We start from the raw sequence: 19,768 nt of genomic DNA, 5'->3' as shown, positions 1-19,768 counted from the left end.
TGTCAGCAAGTATCAAACTCTATTAACAGGAAACTGCAATGAGTGATTTGGCACATTTAATCGAGGGTGAAATGCTCCACGGGTAATTGAAAATCTTATTGATTTAGGGCAAAGTAGGACAGGGCAAGGTAAGCGAAAATTCGCAATGATCTTAATAAAATTAACTAACAAAAAAACAGTGTGAATTTAACCGGTTATGCTCTGTAGATGATCGCAACGTGAAAGCCTAAAAAAGAGACTCGTATTGTTACAAAATATCTTATTACCTAGAAAACTACCTTTAATTATGATTTTTCTGGCACTGATATCTGCATTGGTGACGGGGGTTATCGTCTATCAGCATGCTGCCGAAGCGATGCGCAGTGAATCTAAAGCAAAGTTATATTCTCTCTTAGAATCGCGTGAATCGGCTTTGAAAAAATATTTTAAAACCATACGTCAAGATGTCACTTATCATTCACAGGGGCCTTTGGTTCCATCAGCGATAAAAGAATTTAATGCAGCATGGAAAGCATTACCTAATGATAAAACACGGTATTTACAATCCCACTATATTAAGAATAATCCTTTTTCTTTAGGTCTAAAAGCCAATTTACTCAATGCAGACGATGCCTCAGACTACAGTCAAACACATAAAAAATATCACTCTTTATTTATTAATTTAATCGCAGCGCGTGCATACGATGATGTCTTTCTTATAGATGTTCAAGGCAGCATTATTTATTCTGCAAAGAAAGAGCTGGATTTTGCAAGTAATTTACGTACTGGTGAATACAGGCATTCAAACTTGGCGGAAGCATTCGCGAATGTGAGTCAAAATAAGACTCAAGGTTTTTTGTTTTTTGCAGATTTTGCCTCTTATGAACCGAGTGATGGGGCCCCAGCTAGTTTTATTGCAGCACCGATATTCGATGAAGATAAACATTACATAGGTGTACTTGCTTTTCAAATGTCGATAGATGAACTTAATAATGTCATGCAAGTTACAGCGGGTATGGGAGAAACGGGTGAAACTTACTTAGTAGGCATGGATTATTTAATGAGGAGTGATTCACGATTCTTTTCGTCTCCCAGTATTCTTAAAAAGCGAGTAGAAACCACGTCAGTAAAAAGTGCTTTAGCAGGTCAAGAGGGTGTGGAGGCCACTTTAGATTACCGAAATGTACCGGTATTTTCAGCGTATAAATCAATTGATTTTCTTAATACACGTTGGGCTATTCTAGCTGAAATTGATGAAGTAGAAGTGCTTGAGCCTGTCATTATATTAAATCATTTTTTAATGATTAGCGGTGTAATCATTGCTGTCGCTATTACTGTACTCGGTTATCTTTTGGCTATCGATCTGGCGAAACCTATCGTCACTATGACAAATGCAATGAACAGGTTAGCTCGTAATGATTTAAGTGTTAATGTTTCTGTATCGGAACGTGAAGATGAGGTGGGTGGTATGGCTCAAGCGTTGCTACTCTTTAAAAACAGTGCGCTTGAACGTGAAGAAATGCGGAAAAGACTAAGTTATCTAGCAGAATATGATTCGCTTACAAATTTACCCAATCGTAATTATGCGATGACCTACTTGAATAAAATTATCGAAACACACAGAGAAACAGATAAGCGCTTTGCTGTCATGTTTGCTGATCTTGATGGCTTTAAGAGTGTAAATGATCAATATGGCCATCAAATTGGCGATAAAGTATTAAAAGAAGTGAGCTTGCGCTTCACTCGGAACTTACGAGAGAAGGATATGGTAGCAAGAATTGGTGGCGATGAATTTTTGTTAGTTATTCCAAATATTCAAACGCAAGAAGACTGTTCTGATATGGCTGATAAACTAGTAAACTCATTGGATAGTTTGCTTGAATCACCATATGATCAGGTAGAAATAGGTGTAAGTATCGGTATCGCTATTTTTCCTGAACACGCGCTTCAAGTTGAAGATTTATTAAGAGTGTCTGATGATGCTATGTATAAAGCCAAAGCGAATGGCAAAAACAGGTATGTGTTTAGTGCCTAAAGGAAATGAGGCGTGGTGTAGTTATATTGCCTGTTCTACGATTTAGGTATGAGAGTAGCTGTTTCTTAGGTAAGACAGAAAGAATCATGGCGCTCCATTGCTGAAACGCCATGCTTTAAGGAAGACTGTTTATTCTTCCAGTGTACTTAAATCTCCTTCATCTTGACCTAACGCTCTTGCTTTTAATACTCGGCGCATAATTTTGCCTGAACGCGTTTTTGGTAATACGGTAACAAATTCGATTAGCTCTGGTATCGCAATTTTGCCCATTTCTGCTCCTACATGAGCTTTAAGTTCTATTTCCAAATCTGGGTCAGGAAGGACCCCCTCTTTTAAAATAACAAACGTATGAATGGCATTACCTTTTAGTTCATGTGGTAACCCTACAGCGGCCGCTTCTGATACTTTAGGATGGCTGACTAACGCACTTTCTACTTCCGACGTGCCCAAACGATAACCACTCACTTTGAGTACTTCATCCATACGCCCAATTACCCAAATATAGCCATCTTCGTCTATTTTTGCGCTGTCACCAGCTAAGTAATGCCATTTATTATTATTTTGTTTAAGCCAATACAAATCCGCATAACGTTCTTTGTCTTTAAAAATAGTACGGGCCATTCCAGGCCAAGGGTTTTTAATAATTAACTTACCTTCTTCGTTTAAGGGCGTTTCATTACCTTCTTCATCGATGAGACCGATCTCATTTCCAAAAAACGGTTTCGTCGCAGATCCTGGCTTTAATGGTGTGATTGGTAAAGGGCAGATCATAAAACCGCCTGTTTCTGTTTGCCACCAAGTATCAATAATAGGGCACTTATCTTGGCCTATCACGTGGTGGTACCAACGCCATGCTTCAGGGTTAATCGGTTCTCCAACACTCCCTAATAATCGTAAACTAGATAAGTCATGCTTTTTTGGCCATCGATCGCCAAAACGCATTAATCCTCTTATTGCTGTAGGTGATGTATAAAGGATATTAATTCCATACTTTTCAACAATTTGCCACCATCTATTCGGGTAAGGGTAATTAGGCGCTCCTTCATATAGCATGATCGTCGCTCCGTTAATTAGGGGCCCATAGACAATGTAACTATGACCCGTAATCCATCCTGGATCGGCCGCACACCACCATCTATCCTGTGGTTTTATATCAAAAGCCATTCTATGGGTTGTTGAGGTGTAAACAGCGTACCCCCCATGAGTGTGCAGCATTCCTTTTGGTTTACCTGTGGTACCAGAAGTATATAAAATGAAGAGAGGATCTTCCGCGTCCGTATGTTCGGTTTCACACTGAGAACTCGCAATAGGTAAGGATTTTAAGTCATGCAACCAAAAATCACGAGCGGGTTCCATTTCAATGTCTAATTCATTGTTTTTAACACAAATGCATACTTCAATGGACGGTGTTCTTTTCATTGCCTCGTCCGCAATCGATTTTAAATCAACTTTTTTACCACGACGCCAACCACCATCAGCCGTAATTAAAATTCGACTAGTAGCATCATCAATACGAGAGGACAACGCTTCTTTACTAAAGCCACCATAAACGACAGAATGAATAGCACCTATCTTGGCACAAGCCAACATGGCAAAAACTAATTCAGGAATTTGAGGCATATAAATAGTAACGATATCCCCTTTGCTTACCCCCATACTTTTTAGAACATTTGCGAATTGACAGACTTCACGATTTAAACCGTTATAAGAATAATTACGCACTTGGCCATTTTCACTTTCCCAAATAATCGCCATTTTATTACGATTAGGGCCCACTATGTGCCTATCAATTGCGTTATGAACAATGTTAATTTCACCTCCATCAAACCATTTGTAATGTGGAGCATCGCTTTCATCAAGAACACTGTCCCATTTTTTATACCAGCTTAAGTTTTCTGCCTGCTCTTCCCAAAATCCTTCTCTATCGTTTACTGAATACTCATACATTTTGTCGTATTCACTTACATTTGCTTGTGCAATAACATCTTCATTAGGATAAAAAAAATCAGATTTTTCTGAGTTACTCATATTACCCGCTCCTCTATATTTTTTATTAAGTATTTTTTAATGCTCATGTTGAATGAGATATAAAGTAGAGAAATCGTATCCATTAAGAAATTAGACCTAAGTCTAAGATTGAGTGACGCGTATGAAGAAAGACCATTACACCCGCTGGTTAGACTAAAGTTGAATAGGGTAATTTTTAAAAACTTGCTACGATCTGTTGCAGAATGGTTTGAATATTTTTTTAGAGGATCGCCTCTAACCAAAAAAATATTCAATCTTGTTCTTTTTACAACAAGTAAAAATAAAAAAAACGATTACGTTGCAAGGAGAATATTGTGGACAAAAACAGCTCATACTGGCATGAAAACTTACGCCTAATATTTATCTGCTTAGCCATCTGGTTCGTTGTCTCATTTGGATTTGGTTTAATACTAGTAGAACCTCTAAATTCAATTCGAATAGGAGGATATAAGCTCGGATTCTGGTTTGCCCAACAAGGCTCTATATATACTTTCGTCGCCTTAATTTTTTGGTATACCGCCAAAATGAATAAGCTCGATAAAAAATATAACGTGGAGGAGTCATAATGGATGAGTTAAAGGTCTATACCTATATTGCGGTATTTGGTTCTTTTGCTATGTATTTTGGCATTGCTTGGTGGTCTCGCGCTGGTTCAACAAGTGATTTTTATGTAGCAGGCGGTGGTGTAACACCAATGCAAAATGGCATGGCTATTGGAGCAGATTGGATGAGTGCTGCCTCGTTTATTTCAATGGCGGGGCTGATTGCTTTTTTAGGCTACGGTGGATCCGTTTTCCTAATGGGGTGGACAGGTGGCTATGTTTTATTGGCGATGCTACTAGCCCCCTATATGCGTAAACACGGCAAATTTACCGTCCCTGAATTCATTTTTGATCGATATTATTCAAAAACTGCTCGGATCGTAGCCGTTGTATGTTTGATTATCGCGTCGCTTACTTACATTATTGGCCAGATGAAGGGCGTGGGCGTTGCCTTCTCTCGTTTCTTAGAGGTTGAATACGATAATGGCATCTACTTCGGCATGATTGTTGTGTGGGTTTATGCCGTATTGGGAGGGATGAAAGGCATTACATACACTCAAATAGCGCAGTATTGTGTATTGATTTTTGCCTATACCATCCCTGCAATTTTTATCTCATTACAGTTAACTGGTAACCCTATCCCACAATTGGGGCTAGGCTCTACTTTGGCGGATGGAAGTGGTGTTTATTTACTCGATAAACTTGATATGGTCGTTACGGATTTAGGTTTCAGAGAATACACAACAGGAAATATAAATGGTACGTTGGATATGTTTGCTTATACCTTATCATTAATGATTGGTACAGCGGGCTTACCTCACGTTATCATGCGCTTCTTCACCGTGCCTTCTGTTAAAGCAGCACGTCAATCAGCAGGTTATGCCTTAGTCTTTATCGCATTACTTTATACCGTTGCTCCAGCCGTTGGAGCTATGGCTCGCTTAAACCTTATGAATACAATTGAACCCGCAGCAGGGCAAAATTTAGCATATGCAGAACGACCTCAATGGTTTAAAGATTGGGAAAAAACTGGACTGTTAAAATTTGAAGACAAAAATGGTGATGGGAAAATCCAGTATGTTGCAGATAAAGAGACAAATGAAATGGTCAAAGTTGACCGTGACATCATGGTACTTGCAAACCCAGCCATTGCAAACTTACCCAATTGGGTTATCGCGCTGGTAGCTGCTGGTGGATTGGCCGCGGCACTGTCAACCGCTGCGGGTCTATTGCTTGCAATATCCTCTTCTATTTCACATGATTTAATGAAAGGAATACTCACACCTAATATGTCGGAGAAAAATGAACTTTTTGCTGGGCGAGTTGTAATGACACTATCCATTGTTGTTGCTGGTTATCTAGGTTTACATCCGCCTGGTTTTGCCGCAGGCACGGTAGCTCTCGCCTTTGGTTTGGCGGCCTCTAGTATATTCCCAGCATTAATGATGGGGATCTTTGCTAAGAGGATGAGTGGTACTGCCGCTGTTTGGGGAATGTGTTGTGGCATTGGTGTAACAATGCTGTATGTATTCCAACATAAAGGAATTATGTTTATTCCAGGAACGTCATTCTTGGGAGGTATGGAGCCTAATTGGTTCTTAGGCATTTCACCTAATGCCTTCGGTGCTGTGGGTGCATTAGTGAATTTTGCAGTAGCGTTTTCTGTACTGAAAATAACGGGTCCTGCACCAGAGCATATTCAACAAATGGTCGATAACTTCCGCATACCAAAGGGCGCGGGCGAAGCTCATAATCATTAAAAGCACGAAAGAAGAGGAGGATAAATGTGTCCTTCTCTTTTTTCATAGTATCTGTGTATCTAAAAACCAATGCCTCAATGAGGCGACTTATCGACAGGAACTAAAATGAACAGTCATAGAAAACTTGCCATTTTTGTTGTACCTTTTTTACTTATAGGAGGGTTTATCGCGTCCGACTTTTATATTGAATATCAAGCAGATAAAGCGAAAGTCTTTCAATTACTGCCTTTTGAAGAGTGTGATGTTATTAATCAAAAATGCATTCTGAAATCTGGTGAGCTAGAAATGAATGTTTATGATAAGGATGGCCTAACCAAAATACACTCAAGCTTCCCCCTAGACAGTGTTACATTATTTTTAGTAGGAAAAAAAGAAAGTATTGAAACTTACCCTTTGGGAATGAAAGAATCTGCCTATTATTAGGAAAGTCCAACAAAATTACGTAATACCATTCCCAATAAGGGAGATCAGTATTTATTAAGAGTCATTGCAAAAATTAAAGGAGGGCAATACATTAGTGAGTTTTATACTCAAACTAATAAATAATGTGAGTGAATTTGAATGACACATTTCTCTACAAGCTAAAAGAGTTTCGTAGGGTTACTTTTATGTTTAGCTAGAGACGTTTTATGTTCCCAAACTGGCAATTAGCCCTTATCAGCATGAGCTATATTGGCTTACTGTTTGTGATTGCTTTTCTCGGTGATAAATTTCGTCATAGACTTGCGCATAAAAGCCAACCTATCATCTATGCATTAACCTTGGGGGTTTATTGTACATCTTGGAGTTTCTTAGGTACCACTGGACAAGCGTCTAATAACTTCCTGTCTCATCTGCCGATCTATGTAGGGCCTATTTTACTTTTTATTTTCGCTTGGCCATTCATTCAGCGCATCATTCACGTTAGCTTAAAGCTAAATTTAACATCAATTGCCGACTTACTTGCTTCGCGTTTTGGCAAATCTCATAACTTAGCCATTCTAGTAACCTTAGTGGCCCTTGCTGGAGCCCTGCCATACATCGCCTTACAACTAAAAGGTATTGTTTATTCATTCCAACAATTGCAAGCTGACAATAGTATTACTCTGTGGCAATTTGGTCTTATTATTAGTTTAGTTCTATCAGGTTTTACGATTTTATTTGGCGTAAGGCACATAGATGTAACTGAACGACATCCTGGAGTCATGTTAGCCATTGCATTTGAGTCTCTTATTAAGTTGATTGCTTTTTTAGCTGTTGGAATTTTTGTCTGCTTTGTCCTATTTGACTCCCCCGTGGATATTTGGCGACAGTCAGGGGGCATCACACAACTCAATCAACAATTACAGCTCCCCAATATTACGGCCATGTTCGGCATGTTAATCATAGTAATGGCCGCTTTTTTATCACTACCTCGTCAATTTCAAGTTATGGTTGTTGAGCTTAAAAATGAAAAAGACACTTGGCTAAGTCGACGTATATTTCCTCTTTATTTATTGGTGTTTGCTCTATTTGCTGCGCCACTAGGGCTTGCTGGGCATTTATTACTAGAGGGTCAGGTTCCTTCTGATTCTTACGTTTTATTGCTGCCTTTATATGAACAACAAACGTGGCTTACCTTATTAAGCTTTATCGGTGCTATTTCAGCCGCCAGCTCAATGGTGATTATTTCTTCTATTTCATTAAGCACAATGTTGAGCAATGAAATTGTATTTCCTGTGTTATTTAAAATTAGCAAAACACAACACAATGATTATGATAAATTCCGCCTATTTCTACTGAATGTTCGTAAGGTTCTGGTTCTATTAGTTATTTTACTTAGCTATGGTGTGTTTTTGATGGTGTCTCCTGAAACACTGTCTTCTATGGGAGAGGTAGCTTTCGGTGCTTTTTCTCAGTTAACACCAGCATTAATTGCGGCCTTTTATTGGAGAAGAGCAACGTTAGCTGGTGTTTACTCTGGTATTTTATTTGGCTTTATATTGTGGTTAATACTTAACTTTTTACCTCAGTTAGGGCTTTATCATCGGCCATTTATGGATATATTTATCGCACCTAATACAATGGCAACCCTATTAAGCTTAAGTGCAAATGTGTTTACCCTCTGGCTAATATCTCAAATTAGTCGTCAAAGTGTACAAGAACAAGTACAAGCTTCTTTGTTTATTGAATGGCAACCTGTTCAGGGGTTACCGAGTAGAGGCAAGCGTAAAATTAATATAAATGAGCTTCAGTTATTACTGTCTCGTTTTGTAGGAGAGGAAAAGTCCAAAGCAAGCTTCAATTTATTCATCGCCTCGAACGATCGTTCAAAATTAGGCCATGCCATCTATAACCAAGCATTACTTCAACACACTGAAAATACACTGGCAAGTGTGATGGGCGCATCATCCGCTCGCTTAGTATTATCATCCGCTTTGGATGGTAGAGACATTGCTTTAAATGAACTCGCTGTATTAGTTGAAGAGGCATCGAATGAACGGGCGCAATTTAGTAATAATTTGCTTCACAGTTCAATTGAAAATGCTGGAGAAGGAATTTCAATTATCGATGCGAATTTAAATCTAGTCGCTTGGAATAAAATGTATTTAACACTGTTTAACTACCCTTCTGAGTTAGTGTATGTGGGCAGTCCAATTGAGGATCTCATTCGATATAATGTCACACACAGCTTTTTCGACTCAAGAAATATAGAAGATCAAGTAAATAAGCGGTTACGCCACCTACGTAAATCTACCTCTCATAGTTCAGAACGACAAAATGCGAATGGGCAAACAATTCGAATACAAGGAAATCCGTTACCTGGTGGTGGATTTGTAATGATGTTTTCGGATGTCACTGCATACCGTCAAGCAGAGCAAGTACTAAAAGAAGCCAATTTAGATTTAGAAGCCCGAGTAATAGAGAGAACACAAAAGCTAGTTCACACTAACGAACAACTGGTCATTGCACAAAGAAAGGCAGAGCAAGCTCATATTAAGAAAAGCCTTTATTTAAAAACCTATACACACGACCTAATGCAACCATTAGAAGCCGCTCGTTTATTTACCTCCGCTCTGTCAAACAGCTCTAACTTAAGTGATTCACAATATCGTCAGGTAAATAACATAGATCACGCTTTAAAAGTAGCCAGTAAGTTAATTTCAGATCTTGGTGAAATGGCTAGGATTGAAAGTGGTAATATCCAACCTAGTTTAAGTTCATTTTCATTACATTCGTTATTCCAAGAGCTGCTTCATGAGTTTTGTGAACTAGCCAAACAAAAAGGCGTATCCTTTAGTGTGATTCCTTCTCAAGCATGGGTGTATTCTGATCAATTTTTATTGCGTCGTATTTTACAAAATTTGATTGCCAATGCTTTTCGATACGCAAGCCCTGGTAACGTTTATTTAAATGCAGTCTTGAAAAGTAAGCAGGTGATCATTCAAGTAATAGATAACGGCCCGGGCATTCCAAGAGAAAAGCAAAAGCAAGTATTCCAGCAGTTTACACAGCTTGATTCAGCGTCAGAAGGTTCGTCTAAAGGGATGGGGCTGGGTTTATTCATCACACAAAGCTTAGCAGACCTATTAAATCATCCATTACATTTACAATCAGAACTAGGTGAAGGCTGTAAATTCACTTTAACTCTGGAAGGGATAAAACCCTACCCAACCGAAGATGAGACGATAGAAAATACTCAATTTAATATGGGCTTTAAAGGCATTACAGTTCTTTGTATCGATAATGATAAAAACGTCTTAAATGGTATGGTAGAACTGCTCACCATGTGGGAGTGTAATGTGTTATCCGCCTTTACACCTGAGGCTGCGTTAGACTTAGCGAAACAAAATAGTGATGATTTAAATATTATTCTAGCCGATTACCAGTTAGATAATAATATGAAAGGTCTGCAACTTATATGTGACGTTCAAACTTGTTTACAACAGCAACTTCCAGCCATTTTAATTACGGCTTCTGATGAGCATGGCTTACAAGAAAAATGTGAAGAGTTGAACGTTGGTTTTATGAGAAAATCAGTAAAACCTGCCGCATTACGTGCATTAATGAGCAGCAAACTCACTCAATACCTTCAGAACAATTATCGTAACGGGTGATGCTGCTTTTATCGAAATTAACTTTCTAAATTAGCAGAATTAATATCTAATTCACTTAATGCAATCACTGCTTGTGTTCTATTTCTAACATCGAGTTTTTTATATATCGCAGTTGCATGCGCTTTGATCGTCGCTTCAGACACTCCCAAGTCATACGCAATTTGTTTATTTAATAAGCCTTGTGCGAACATCATTAAAATTTTATGTTGTTGCTGAGTTAAACTCGCTATTCGTGACGCCGTATCAGAAAATTTATGACTAATATTTGATAAACGGTAGCTTTCTGGTAGCCAAACATTACCTAATAATATTTCTTCAATAGCAGTGAAAATTGTATCGACCTGAGTTGATTTAGGGACAAAACCTGCTGCTCCATATTTCATGGATTTCGCAATGGTATCATTATCCTCAAAAGCAGAAACAACAATTACAGGTATTTGTGGATAATGACTACGTATATGAATTAAGGTATTAAAACCATGAGCGCCGGGAATATGTAGATCCAACAGAACCAAATCGCACTCTGTATTTTCCTGTAATTGTTGCTCAAGAGCATCAATTGTCTGAGCTTCTAGCCATTGTGTTTGCAAAAATTGAGATTTTAAAGTGTCTAATAATGCCTGCCTGAAAAGGGGGTGATCATCAGCTATTATAATTTTTTGTGGCTGAATCATCTTCATCTGTCCTTCATCGATTAAATACTAGGGATCATCTTCTTATTTGATAGTATATGACTTTTTGCTGAGGCAAGTGTTTTGGAGTCACTCTCCATACCCATATCTCAGCCACTATACTACATTTTATCTTTTGTCTACACAGACCTATTTCCTTAGATAGGTATTAATAATCCCCTGTGGTGCATATCAATGTGGTAGGAGATGCTATTCGGCAGAATAAAGACTTCATGCTGTTTATGGCATTATTAAATTAACTGTATGGATGGCTTGCCCAATCGTCTCTAGGGAAGGTACGAATAAGTCCTCTTGTCTCAGCATGTGGATAAAAGCCGGCTATTCGAGGCGAGTATCGAATGTGAATAGCTGGCCTATTTTCGAGATACTTTCCCTAGGCTTTCATCACTTTTTGATCGGCTAAAACGTTTGAATGATAATTCTCTTTCAACAACTTTATGTGTACTTGTATTTTAGATAGACGACAGAAAAGGCCATTAGCTATCAAGTAAAAGAGTGTGATTTTATTTTAAAAGGGTTGATTATTGCTCTCTGGTAAACACTTTTCTTAATTTAAGTATACTAATTTACGTGTATTAAATAAGTAGGTAAACTTGTCGAAAATTTATCGATATGGAATGGATCTTTATGCGAATACTAATAGCCGTCACGTTTTTGTGGGCGTTTTCTTTCAGTTTGATTGGTGTGTACCTTGCTGGGCAAGTGGACGCTTGGTTCTCTGTGCTCATGCGGGTGGCGCTTGCGGCCATGGTTTTCCTGCCTTTTTTAAAACTGGGTCAGGTTGGTCGTAAAGTCGCTCTGCAATTGATGGTTTGTGGCGCTTTCCAACTAGGCATTATGTACGGGTTTTATTACCAATCGTTTTTGTACTTGTCTGTGCCAGAAGTTTTGTTATTCACCGTTATGACACCCATCTACATTACATTATTAAATGACTTACTTGATAGAAGACTTAATGTCGGTTTTATTATCAGCGCCTTGCTGGCCGTAGTAGGGGCCATTTCTATTCGTTACCAAGGGATGGATGACGGATTTATTAAAGGCTTGCTCATCGTGCAGGGGGCGAATGTGTGTTTTGCTATCGGACAGGTTGGGTATAAACGCATTATAGCGAAAGAACGACCAGATTTACCTCAGCGAACTGTTTTTGGTTGGTTCTTTATTGGCGCACTCACCGTGGTGACACCGTGCTATTTGATACTGGGTAACCCGGATAAATTGCCAACCACGACACTGCAATGGTCTATTTTAACCTACTTAGGGGTAGTGGCCTCAGGCGTGGGGTACTTTGCTTGGAATAAAGGTGCAACGTTAGTCAATGTTGGTGCATTAGCGGTAGCAAATAACTTGCTGATTCCTGCTGGGATTGTTGTGAATGTGATTTTTTGGAACCGTGATGCCGATATTCTACGGCTTACTATCGGAGCAAGTATTATCTTACTTGCCCTTTGGGTTAATGATAAATTCAACCAAAAAATCCAAAACACTCAAGCCACTGCTATTTAAAGAAGCAGAAAAAAGACCCTTATAAAGGAATGTATGAGGGTCTGTGTTTAGGTCGCAGCTTTGAGTCGCTAACTTTACTCAAACACGACTGTTAATCCTATCAAGATCAGTAAGCAGCCCATGGTTCTATCGACCCAAACTAAGTTTTGGCGCAGCCACGTTAATATATGGCCATCGGCTAATATCAGAGCAACGAGAACATACCAATTGCATGATTGGGAACACTCAGAACATTCAAAAAGCTTTGAAGATCAGCGAGTCACTTTGCCCATTATGGACATGATGAACCTGCTAAGACTCATACGCTTTTACCAAGATTTCGCTTTTCTTACCTAAAAAATAATCATGTATGTGCCCGAATCGTATTAGTAGGCATGTGAAAAGTGCTGTAGTATCAGTGAATAAGAATTTATGGAACGTTCTTTTTGATAAATAACGTGCTGCGGATAAACACTATAACACACATGTTTTTTCTTGCTTTTAGCTCTGTTGGAAAACCCATAAATTTCTTATTATTCAAGTTTTTATAGAGATATTTTGACGTTTTAGAAAGTATGTAAACGAGAATACGAGTTATTACAGTGTTGGGTTTTTATATCGTCAGCCATAATCGTAAAGTTTAAATACAACTGAGGAGTTTACAAAATGAGTAATATTACAGAGATAGCCGAATTGTTTTTTGATGCTTGTGAAACAGGAAAGGGGTGGGATGTATGCAAAGAGTATTGTCATCCTAATGCTACCTTTTCTGCACAGGCAGGAGTCTTGGCTGATATAGATAATGTAGAAGGTTACACAGAGTGGATGAAAGGGCTTTTAACGCCGATTCCTGATGGCCATTATGAATTAAAAAGTTTTTCAACAGATGAAAAACGCAATTGTGTAACTGCTTTTGGTGTATTTCATGGGACTCAAACAGGACCAGGCGGTCCTAGTGAACCAACAGGTAAAGTTATTGCAGCTGATTATGTTTATGCAATGAAATTTGAAGGGCTACTAATAACTCATGTGACAAAAATATGGAACGATTCTATTAGTCTTCAACAGTTGGGTTGGGCATAAAAAATACCTAACAGGTGACTATTGCATCAAAGCAATACAAAACCGTCATCCAATTATGGGTGATTGTTTAACCGTTGACTAGATTAGAAAAACAAAATCAAGAAGGAGTCAGCGATGGTATCAAGTATCGGTAGATGTAGTTGCGGGCAAACGAAGGTAACACTTAGCCTTCCTAAGACTTTAGATCACTATAGTCCTCGAGCATGTGACTGTGATTTTTGTATTTCTAGAAATATTGCCTATCTTTCACACCCCTTAGGAGAGCTAGAAATAGAAAGTAAAGAACCACTTGATATACAGAAACAAGGGACTAACCAAGCTGGCTTTATAACATGCAGTTCTTGTCAATCTGTCATCGCAGCGTCTTTACAGTTAGAAAATAGACTTATTGGGGCTTTAAACTCAACGCTATTATCAAATTCTTCTTTGCTTCAAGAGCCGACTATCGTTTCACCCAAAGCACTGGGAGCAAAAGAGAAAATTGATCGTTGGCAAACAGTTTGGCTAAATATTAAAGTCAATGGAAACCAAACTATATAAAAACTATATAGGCCATCCGTGAATTTAATTTATATATTTTAATAGATTAAAAAGGTCACTAATACAGGACAACCATGTAATCATAAAAAATCATCTAGGCCTTTATAAAGTTAGGTCCACACCAGTTGTAACGTTACTAAATAAAGGAATATGACTAATGAATATCAGTAAAATAGCAATGGGTCTAGGTACTGGATTACTAGCTGGCTCTGTTGTCGACGTGCTTCCAACGTTACAGTTTTGGTTTTTTGTAGTTGGAATTAGTTTGATTAACTACGCTAATTGCAAACGGATGTGACGAGACCAATATCCAGATAATCCATGTTGTAATGGTTCTGGTTTACCTATGCCTTCTTGGGGCGTTCTTTTGATCTCTTTCATGAGTAAATTAATGCGTTTTAGTATTTTTTTGTCAGTAGCTTGATAGTAAAGGTAGTACACGTCAAAAAATACCATATAAAACGGTCTATAATGAGTGATATTTGAATTGAGAGTAGTCTGTTTTTTTACTGATTACTTTGATGAAAACCAGAGACTCTAATAACGGCTTATTCTATTTTTGGTTCTAGAATAGATAATGAGTGGTTATCTGAGCACACCCAAAAGACGACGGCATCTTCCTTTGATCCTTTTAGGCAAATATGCCCCATCGTACTATCTATATAGGCACAGTCACCGGGGTTTAATGTAACTGGGGTGTAGCATTCTGTATGCAAAATGACTTGACCAGATACGATATAGAGAACTTCTTCTCCATCGTGGGTGGCAAGGTAATCGCTCTTTTTTGAAGACAATTCATTGATACTTTTAGCTCTAATGGTTGCGAGCATGGGGATCATTTTTTTATCGGATAAATCATTGCACAATATTCTATAGTCATGTGTGCCAACTGAATACTCACTGCCCTTTCCTGAGTATGTGATGGATCGTCTGGTTTTCGTTGTATTGACCGTTTTATTATTACTGACAATATCCACCATATCGACTTCTAAACCTTTAACAAGTCTCAAAAGATTTGCATAAGTAGGTGATATGCTCTCATTTTCGATTTTAGATATAGTAGAAGCCGTTACGCCACATCTCTTTTCAACTTCGCTTAGTGTCAAGCCTTTTGATTTGCGGATCGTTTTTAAACGATGTGCTAATGCATTTTTACTTTGATCTATCATGAAACTTAATATCCATCTTTTCTTTAGGGCTGTCATCGAATAGTGGAGGAGTATAGTAAAAAAATATTAACTTGAATGGAAGTTTGACTTTGTATTATTATTCATAAATGTCGTATGTGACATTTTATGAGGAATTTAAGTGATAATTAGAAAATTCAACATTTATTTAGGTGAATCAAAGTTTGATGGTAGTGCCTCAAATCCTAGAATTGTCTGGCATAGGAAACAGGCTGTGCTTATTCAACTCATTGATGATTTAGGAAATATAGGATGGGGTGAATGTTGGACATTTGATCTATCCGCCGATGCATTAATTCGCTTTATTCAAACTGAAATTAAAAGCATGGTATTAGGTGCGCAAATAGATTCAATAGAAGATTTTAGCCAATTTCTTTTATCGGGTTCCGTGCTTTCAGGTAGGCACGGTATGTTATCTGCTGCTGTGAGTGGCGTTAACTGTGCTTTATGGGACATGCACTCCAAAACATTAGGCTGCCCCTTATATCAAACTCTCAATTCAAGTATTAAAAGGCCTATTATTCCCGTCTATGCGAGTGGTGGTTTGTATCAAAAAGATGATAGCCCTGAAAGTTTAGGAGCAGTAGTAGAGGGGTATGTAAATCAAGGGTTTGAAACGGTAAAAATGAAGTTTGGCGGTAGATCTTTTGATGAAGATGTCGCAAGAGTTTCTCATGTTAGAAAAATGGTGGGGCCTAACGTATCGATCATACTGGATGCGGTGTACAGTCTAGATAAAGATAAAGCCAGTCAATGGCTTCCTTATTGGAAAAACTGGAATATTCAGGCAATACAGGCACCTTTTAAGGCTCATGACTGGGAAGCAATGAGCTGGTTAAATAATCATATTCCTGTGATGGTGTTTGAAGCTGAGTCGAGGTATGAAGTATTTCGTGCATTGTTACAACAAAATGCTATTGGTATCCTACAATTCTCACCTATTGCTGTTGGCGGTATCAACGCTTCTCTCAATATGATAGAGCTTGCTAAAGAGTTTGGAAAAAATGTCTCATTACAATGCTCGTCAACTTGGTTAGCTGAGCTGATTTCTATGCATTTAGCAGGTGCTTGTGACAATATTGAGCATGTTGAATATCATCAATTTCATAGAATGATGTTTGATTTTGCAGACCCCTCTTATAAAAAAATCCAATCAGGAAAAATAGCACTCTTAAATAACTCAGGTTTAGGCTTCGAGCCACCTTTAGAGTTATTAATTAATTGCAATGAAGCGCTTCCAGATCAGTAATACGAAATAATATTTTTTTGTGTGTTGTTTTAGAAAATAATGTCGTATAGGATATTTATGTCTTATAGTTTATGATGGTGGAGAATGAAAATAATGAATACTTTTATTAGAAAAGCATGTTTGGCTGCAGTTATGTCTTCGTTGAGCTTTCCTGTTTTGGCAGATTGGCCTGAACGACCAATTAAGTTGGTTGTACCATTTAAGGCAGGGGGGTCTACTGATTTGGTAGGGCGAAGTTTTTCTGCCGCGATAGCAGAACAAAAGTTGCTCGATCAGCCTCTTTCTATTGTGAATGTTGGTGGGCACTCTTCAGTAGGTGCTCGTAGAGTGATGGATTCAACGGGTGATGGTTATGAATTTTTATTACATGAAACTGGTTTAATCGGTGCGAATGCCGCAGGAATCATTGATTTTGGGCCTAATGACTATAAACCAGTTGCAGCAACAGGAAGCATTTGTATGGCTCTTATGGTGCGAAAAGATTCTGGGTATGACTCTCTAACTGATTTAGTGAATGCTGCTAAGAAAAAGCCTGGGGAAATTTTGTTTGGCGTAAATCTAGGTGGCTTGAATCACATGTCAGGTATTTTATTAGAAAACTCAACAGACACTAAATTCCGTTTTGTTCAAATAGGTGGATCAGCTGATAATTTTGCCGCTTTGACTGGAGGTCAGATTGCTGTTGCTTCAGTGGGAGCGGCTGGTGCTCGAAACTTTACTATGACTAAAGATGGAAAAATGTCAGATAAAAGCCGAGTAAAAACCATTGCTTTACTTTCTAAGGATCGTCACCCAAGGCTTCCTGGAGTCCCTACTGCTGCCGAACAAGGTGCGGATGTAGAATTTTGTTTTACAAACTATTGGTTTGCACCCAAAAATACCTCGGATGAAGTTGTAGATACTTTGGCTAATACGTTACAAAAAGCAGCTAATTCAGCGCGTATTCAAAACTTTTATAAAGATACGTTAACAACACCTGTCTTCTTAAAAGGAGAAGAATTTCAAACTCATTTAACAGAGACCATTGCTACAGTAGGACCGATTGCCAAACAAGCACTACAAAAATAATAAAAACTAGGTGTTTGCAACTCTCATATTGTGAACACCCTTTATCCTTAAGGAAAATATATGAATAATTATATTTTAAAACTCATTCCTTGGGCTTGTTTTTTGGCCTTAGGGATTGTTGCTGCTTGGCAAGCATCACAAATTAATAGTATTTCTTTTGATCCATTAGGGTCGAAGGCTGCGCCATATGCTTTTAGTGGCTTGTTAATCTTCTTGCTTTTATTGGATTTAATTCGCAACGGCTTTAGAGCAAATAAAGATGATACCAATCATTCAATTACAGAGATTATTTCAGTAATTAGTGTGTTATCTATGTCTATTCTCTATTGCTTATCAATCTTTCTATTCGATGTTCCTTTTTCTATCTCCACTATCTTTTTAGTACCGATTGTCTCTTGGATATTGCAGCCCGTAATGTCTAAAAAAACGGTATTAACACGGTTCATTTTTGGGACCTGTTTGGGCGTTGGTGGAGAGTTGCTTTTCACTAAAGTGTTCTTTGTCGACCTTCCAACAATTTGGTGATATATGGATTATTTAATTTCAGCGTTTTTATTTATTTTAACTCCGTGGCCATTATTTTTAATGGTATTAGGTGTTTCTGCTGGCGTTTTTGTTGGCTCTATTCCTGGCCTTACAGGCACGATGCTGATTGCTCTTTGTTTACCTTTAACCTTTTATATGACGCCAGAAACCGCGATCATCCTACTTATTTCTATATACATAGGGGCAATTAGTGGAGGGCTTATTACGGCCACTTTATTAAAAATGCCCGGTACAGAAGCCGCTATAATGACAACATTAGATGGCTATCCTATGGCGTCTAATGGCCAACCAGGGCGTGCTCTTGGTTTAGGTATCGGTGCGTCTTTAGTTGGTGGTGTTATTTCTTGGGTTGCTCTAGTTCTCTTGGCAGAACCTTTATCTATTTGGGCGACAAGGTTTACGCCTTTCGACTACTTTTCTTTAATTGTTATGGCGTTAGTGTTAATTGCGGTCATTAGCCAAGGCTCTATGATTAAAGGGCTTATAGCTGCACTAATAGGTGCTTTATTAGCGTTACCTGGAATAGATCCATCATCTGGTACTCCTCGATTGACTCTTGGTCTGCTTGAATTGAATGGCGGAATAGACCCTATCCCTATGTTCATTGGGTTATTTGCTTTTGCAACAGTATTGAGTGATATGTTAGACAAGGACAGTGGAACGAAAGGTGTAGAGCCTTCTACAGCTGGGTTACTTATGTCATGCAAGGATTATTTAAAGCATGGTACAAACCTTATTCGCTCTTCTTTTATTGGAACATGGATTGGTCTGTTACCTGGTGTCGGTGCAGTCATAGGTTCGATGGTTGCTTATGCGGTGACAAAATCTGCATCGAAAACACCTGAAAGATTCGGGAAAGGAGCAGAAGAGGGTATTGTTGCATCTGAAGCGGCGAATAATGCCACTATCGGCGGCGCTATGATCCCCTTAGTTGCTTTAGGGCTGCCAGGAAGCTTAAATAATGTATTACTTCTAGCCGCACTTCTAATTCATTCGATACAACCGGGTCCTTTATTATTTGTTAATAACCCCGAGCTTGTTTATACATTAATGGCTGCCGTGTTAGCTGCAAACATTGTTATGTATGGTGTGATGGTTCTGAGTGTTCGTTGGGTTTCAAAAATAAATCATATTCCTAGATCCGTATTGTTTCCCATAATAATTGTTTCATGTGTCATTGGTGGATTTGCTTATAACAATTCTGTTTTTGATGTATGGGCATTGATTGCTTTTGGTGTGGTGGGTTTTTTCATGGATAAAGCAGGCTATCCAAAAGGCCCTATGGCTATTAGTTTTATCCTAATTCCATTGGCGGAACAAAAACTGCGCACAGGATTGCAAATTACAGGTGGTAGCTGGTCTCCTTTATATAGTGATCCTCTAACCGTGACTATGTTGCTCATTGCTTTAGTCATGCTTTTTTTTCCTTACTTCGGAGCGGTAAAGCGTAAGTTTGCAAAAAAGTGATGTTGCAGAATTTAATAAATTAAACATAAAT

General features: G+C 38.4%; 16 protein-coding genes and 1 pseudogene. 13 read left to right on the top strand and 4 right to left on the bottom strand.

Features of this window, described 5'->3' with window-relative positions; genetic code table 11:
* Positions 1 to 244 precede the first annotated feature (244 nt).
* Positions 245 to 2,014, top strand: a complete 1,770-nt coding sequence (locus tag ACMUMJ_RS13340) for a diguanylate cyclase domain-containing protein (RefSeq protein WP_414679349.1) — start codon at positions 245 to 247, stop codon at positions 2,012 to 2,014.
* Positions 2,015 to 2,143: 129 nt separating this feature from the next.
* On the opposite strand, the gene acs is transcribed toward ACMUMJ_RS13340, so the two are convergent.
* Positions 2,144 to 4,042 carry an acetate--CoA ligase gene (gene acs / locus ACMUMJ_RS13335; protein ID WP_414679348.1) on the bottom strand — a complete coding sequence of 633 codons (1,899 nt, stop codon included), beginning with the start codon at positions 4,040 to 4,042 and terminating at the stop codon, positions 2,144 to 2,146.
* A 314-nt stretch (positions 4,043 to 4,356) separates the two neighbouring features.
* Here acs and ACMUMJ_RS13330 point away from each other — a divergent pair, with 314 nt between their 5' ends.
* From ACMUMJ_RS13330 to ACMUMJ_RS13315, 4 genes are all read left to right on the top strand, one after another.
* Entirely contained in the window at positions 4,357 to 4,608 is a 252-nt protein-coding gene (locus ACMUMJ_RS13330) for a DUF4212 domain-containing protein (RefSeq protein ID WP_414679347.1), read from the top strand.
* Positions 4,608 to 6,344 carry a sodium:solute symporter family protein gene (locus ACMUMJ_RS13325; protein WP_414679346.1) on the top strand — a complete coding sequence of 579 codons (1,737 nt, stop codon included), beginning with the start codon at positions 4,608 to 4,610 and terminating at the stop codon, positions 6,342 to 6,344. Before ACMUMJ_RS13330 ends, ACMUMJ_RS13325 begins: the two co-directional genes overlap by 1 nt.
* A gap of 105 nt (positions 6,345 to 6,449) precedes the next feature.
* Complete coding sequence (locus tag ACMUMJ_RS13320; protein WP_414679345.1) at positions 6,450 to 6,767, top strand: hypothetical protein; 318 nt, start codon at positions 6,450 to 6,452, stop codon at positions 6,765 to 6,767.
* Between the two features lie 206 nt (positions 6,768 to 6,973).
* Entirely contained in the window at positions 6,974 to 10,420 is a 3,447-nt protein-coding gene (locus ACMUMJ_RS13315) for a hybrid sensor histidine kinase/response regulator (protein ID WP_414679344.1), read from the top strand.
* A 17-nt stretch (positions 10,421 to 10,437) separates the two neighbouring features.
* On the opposite strand, the gene ACMUMJ_RS13310 is transcribed toward ACMUMJ_RS13315, so the two are convergent.
* Positions 10,438 to 11,094, bottom strand: a complete 657-nt coding sequence (locus ACMUMJ_RS13310) for a response regulator transcription factor (protein WP_414679343.1) — start codon at positions 11,092 to 11,094, stop codon at positions 10,438 to 10,440.
* Positions 11,095 to 11,739: 645 nt separating this feature from the next.
* Here ACMUMJ_RS13310 and ACMUMJ_RS13305 point away from each other — a divergent pair.
* From ACMUMJ_RS13305 to ACMUMJ_RS13290, 4 genes are all read left to right on the top strand, one after another.
* Positions 11,740 to 12,618, top strand: a complete 879-nt coding sequence (locus tag ACMUMJ_RS13305) for a carboxylate/amino acid/amine transporter (protein WP_414679342.1) — start codon at positions 11,740 to 11,742, stop codon at positions 12,616 to 12,618.
* A gap of 645 nt (positions 12,619 to 13,263) precedes the next feature.
* A complete protein-coding gene (locus ACMUMJ_RS13300; RefSeq protein ID WP_414679341.1) occupies positions 13,264 to 13,680 on the top strand; it encodes an ester cyclase in 417 nt (138 codons plus the stop codon).
* Between the two features lie 114 nt (positions 13,681 to 13,794).
* Positions 13,795 to 14,220, top strand: a complete 426-nt coding sequence (locus tag ACMUMJ_RS13295) for a hypothetical protein (protein ID WP_414679340.1) — start codon at positions 13,795 to 13,797, stop codon at positions 14,218 to 14,220.
* Between the two features lie 157 nt (positions 14,221 to 14,377).
* Entirely contained in the window at positions 14,378 to 14,518 is a 141-nt protein-coding gene (locus tag ACMUMJ_RS13290) for a hypothetical protein (RefSeq protein WP_414679339.1), read from the top strand.
* Here ACMUMJ_RS13290 and ACMUMJ_RS13285 read toward each other — a convergent pair.
* Together ACMUMJ_RS13285 and ACMUMJ_RS13280 are read right to left on the bottom strand one after the other, a co-directional pair.
* Positions 14,512 to 14,676: pseudogene (locus ACMUMJ_RS13285) on the bottom strand (Txe/YoeB family addiction module toxin); the annotation flags it as partial. The gene ACMUMJ_RS13290 and the pseudogene ACMUMJ_RS13285 sit on opposite strands and share 7 nt — an antisense overlap.
* A gap of 92 nt (positions 14,677 to 14,768) precedes the next feature.
* On the bottom strand, positions 14,769 to 15,389 hold the full coding sequence (locus ACMUMJ_RS13280; RefSeq protein ID WP_414679338.1) for a helix-turn-helix domain-containing protein: 621 nt from the start codon (positions 15,387 to 15,389) through the stop codon (positions 14,769 to 14,771).
* A gap of 139 nt (positions 15,390 to 15,528) precedes the next feature.
* Here ACMUMJ_RS13280 and ACMUMJ_RS13275 point away from each other — a divergent pair, with 139 nt between their 5' ends.
* The 4 genes from ACMUMJ_RS13275 (at position 15,529) to ACMUMJ_RS13260 (ending at position 19,737) form a co-directional block, all read left to right on the top strand.
* On the top strand, positions 15,529 to 16,656 hold the full coding sequence (locus ACMUMJ_RS13275) for a mandelate racemase/muconate lactonizing enzyme family protein (protein WP_414679337.1): 1,128 nt from the start codon (positions 15,529 to 15,531) through the stop codon (positions 16,654 to 16,656).
* A gap of 93 nt (positions 16,657 to 16,749) precedes the next feature.
* The gene (locus ACMUMJ_RS13270) at positions 16,750 to 17,724 is read left to right on the top strand and encodes a Bug family tripartite tricarboxylate transporter substrate binding protein (protein ID WP_414679336.1); all 975 of its coding nucleotides are present in this window, start codon (positions 16,750 to 16,752) and stop codon (positions 17,722 to 17,724) included.
* A gap of 60 nt (positions 17,725 to 17,784) precedes the next feature.
* Positions 17,785 to 18,249: a tripartite tricarboxylate transporter TctB family protein gene (locus ACMUMJ_RS13265; protein WP_414679335.1), complete on the top strand. Its 465-nt coding sequence runs from the start codon at positions 17,785 to 17,787 to the stop codon at positions 18,247 to 18,249.
* 3 nt (positions 18,250 to 18,252) lie between these two features.
* The gene (locus ACMUMJ_RS13260; protein ID WP_414679333.1) at positions 18,253 to 19,737 is read left to right on the top strand and encodes a tripartite tricarboxylate transporter permease; all 1,485 of its coding nucleotides are present in this window, start codon (positions 18,253 to 18,255) and stop codon (positions 19,735 to 19,737) included.
* Positions 19,738 to 19,768 lie beyond the last annotated feature (31 nt).

Origin of the sequence: Marinomonas phycocola, assembly GCF_047525455.1 — a bacterium.
Classification (GTDB): Bacteria; Pseudomonadota; Gammaproteobacteria; order Pseudomonadales; family Marinomonadaceae; genus Marinomonas.
Note: the sequence above shows the minus strand (reverse complement) of the source record. Positions and strands in the feature narration are given on the sequence as shown.

Coding starts and splice junctions, on each gene's coding strand:
- acs (WP_414679348.1), bottom strand. CDS start 4,042: ATGAGTAACTCAGAAAAATCTGATTTTTTTTATCCTAATGAAGATGTT.
- ACMUMJ_RS13325 (WP_414679346.1), top strand. CDS start 4,608: ATGGATGAGTTAAAGGTCTATACCTATATTGCGGTATTTGGTTCTTTT.
- ACMUMJ_RS13320 (WP_414679345.1), top strand. CDS start 6,450: ATGAACAGTCATAGAAAACTTGCCATTTTTGTTGTACCTTTTTTACTT.
- ACMUMJ_RS13315 (WP_414679344.1), top strand. CDS start 6,974: ATGTTCCCAAACTGGCAATTAGCCCTTATCAGCATGAGCTATATTGGC.
- ACMUMJ_RS13310 (WP_414679343.1), bottom strand. CDS start 11,094: ATGATTCAGCCACAAAAAATTATAATAGCTGATGATCACCCCCTTTTC.
- ACMUMJ_RS13305 (WP_414679342.1), top strand. CDS start 11,740: ATGCGAATACTAATAGCCGTCACGTTTTTGTGGGCGTTTTCTTTCAGT.
- ACMUMJ_RS13300 (WP_414679341.1), top strand. CDS start 13,264: ATGAGTAATATTACAGAGATAGCCGAATTGTTTTTTGATGCTTGTGAA.
- ACMUMJ_RS13295 (WP_414679340.1), top strand. CDS start 13,795: ATGGTATCAAGTATCGGTAGATGTAGTTGCGGGCAAACGAAGGTAACA.
- ACMUMJ_RS13290 (WP_414679339.1), top strand. CDS start 14,378: ATGAATATCAGTAAAATAGCAATGGGTCTAGGTACTGGATTACTAGCT.
- ACMUMJ_RS13280 (WP_414679338.1), bottom strand. CDS start 15,389: ATGATAGATCAAAGTAAAAATGCATTAGCACATCGTTTAAAAACGATC.
- ACMUMJ_RS13270 (WP_414679336.1), top strand. CDS start 16,750: ATGAATACTTTTATTAGAAAAGCATGTTTGGCTGCAGTTATGTCTTCG.
- ACMUMJ_RS13265 (WP_414679335.1), top strand. CDS start 17,785: ATGAATAATTATATTTTAAAACTCATTCCTTGGGCTTGTTTTTTGGCC.
- ACMUMJ_RS13260 (WP_414679333.1), top strand. CDS start 18,253: ATGGATTATTTAATTTCAGCGTTTTTATTTATTTTAACTCCGTGGCCA.